Genomic DNA, 1,806 nt, shown 5'->3' with positions numbered 1-1,806 from the left:
CGTACTTGAGCTGTTTTTCTGTGGGTAGCTTTAGTTCATCAGGGATCGCTGCATGGATTGTGTCGGTAATATGATCCGCAAATACCGGCCATTGATTGAGGTCAACGGTGGTTTCTTGTGTGAGACGTAAGAATTTCTTTTGCTCGTGAGTGAGCGAATATTTGAAGGTTACTGCACCCACTGAAAATGTTATGTCGTCCATTTCGTTCCCTGACAATGGCGTTTTTATTGCTGAATCTTACCAGTATGAAATGAATTTGAAGTGTCTGATCACTGTGTCGGTGATGTAATTAACGCAGGCACAATCCGATGTTTGTCACCATTCCCTCATTCTATACTTCGGCCAAATCTTGCTCAGCGAGCAACTTTTCGCCCGAACTACAAGCAATCCCTTGCTCAGTCAATTCCAAATCAAACATAACTATTTGTTTTTATGGGAATTTAAAACTGGCGCGTCCCTTGCTTTCATCACCCGTTTCGTTGCTCGCCAAAATCTTGAGTATCTCGACCTACTGGTCGAAGTTACCTCAAAACATCAGAAACCCAGAGGTTACATTGAAGTGGGTGGCGAAGGTGGCATGATTTTCCAAACCCAGCAAATGTGGTTACTGTTCTTGATGAGCCTCGGTATCCCTGTCTGGCTGCTTTGGAGAAATGGAGGCGTAATGGGATCGACACATTAGAACAGATTTGGATGCAACTAAGTCAGCCCAATGAGCCTCTAATACTTGGGTTGCCTATTTACCCAAGGGAGATAAACACCCAAMACATTATYATGGCGACGGATTGACATGCTCTGGAAAAAAAAGAAAAACCAAGAACTCAACTTAAAGCAAAAAGAACCTCAGGCAGGCGAGCGCCGAAAATTTCTGTCAGGGGAAGCTGTCTTTTTTTCACCGAAGCCCATGCCTGCGTATTACTTGAAAGACGATGAYRYWGTGCCSTCTTCAGAAATACTCGACATCAATGATACCTATATGGATGTTGGCGCACGTTGCCAAGGCAAAGCATTTCAAGTTCAACTGGGGCATATATGTATCAATGCCGTTGGCTTCTTTACTTTGATTGTACTTATCTATGGCGGCTTTATTTATAGCGGTTCATTTTTCGATGCCCTCCTAAAAGGTTTCAGAGAAATAGAGGCTGTCCTCTATATATTTTATGCCGTATTCGGTGGMGTCRTATGGTTCGTCACCATCAAGACATCGTTCGATTATGCACGTCAACGCCCCATTCGCTTTCATCGCCAACGGCGCGAAATATGCTATTACCCAGATGGTAGCAATACCCCAGTGATCGCACCTTGGGAGCAAGTTGTTTCTTGGGTTGCYTTAACAAGAGGCACGACGGGCACCAACGTCATGACCACCTATACATTTGGGATTGCCATTCCGACACCCGATGGCAAAGATTATTGGCTKTTACGCCAACCAGTATACTCAGTGGGTGAGGCGCAAAGAAAATGGGAAACCATGCGTACATAYATGGATGAGCCARAGAAAAAMTGGCCAAGATCRCGRCCATTTGTCAAAGAAGACCGMGCCATGTTTGATGCCGAGCGYAAACRTATCTGGTCTAAATTCMTAAAAGGWCCGAGAAAGTGGGYRTCRTTCAAATTCACCGACCCAGCAGACTCTTATTTCACCTTATTYTCATATTATTTCTATCATATTCTCGCATGCTGGAAGATCCCATACATGGTTTCAGAGTGGACTGATAAATTGAATAAAAAGCCATTGCCAGAAAATATCAATGAATGGTCAAAACCACTCCCAAAAGAAAAATGGGAAAAACCCAGTGAAGAGT

Annotated in this window: 1 protein-coding gene and 1 pseudogene; one reads left to right on the top strand and one right to left on the bottom strand. The window is 43.9% G+C overall.

Going from position 1 to position 1,806, the window contains the following annotated elements; genetic code table 11:
• A pseudogene (locus tag L4D06_RS25325) lies at window positions 1-202 on the bottom strand (hypothetical protein); the annotation flags it as partial.
• Window positions 203-392: 190 nt separating this feature from the next.
• Here L4D06_RS25325 and L4D06_RS25320 point away from each other — a divergent pair.
• Window positions 393-683: a hypothetical protein gene (locus L4D06_RS25320; RefSeq protein WP_429742243.1), complete on the top strand. Its 291-nt coding sequence runs from the start codon at window positions 393-395 to the stop codon at window positions 681-683.
• Window positions 684-1,806 lie beyond the last annotated feature (1,123 nt).

The sequence above is a fragment of the Enterovibrio makurazakiensis genome, from assembly GCF_050336585.1.
In the GTDB taxonomy this organism is placed as follows: Bacteria; Pseudomonadota; Gammaproteobacteria; order Enterobacterales; family Vibrionaceae; genus Enterovibrio; species Enterovibrio gelatinilyticus.
This window is presented reverse-complemented; position numbering and strand designations above follow the sequence as displayed.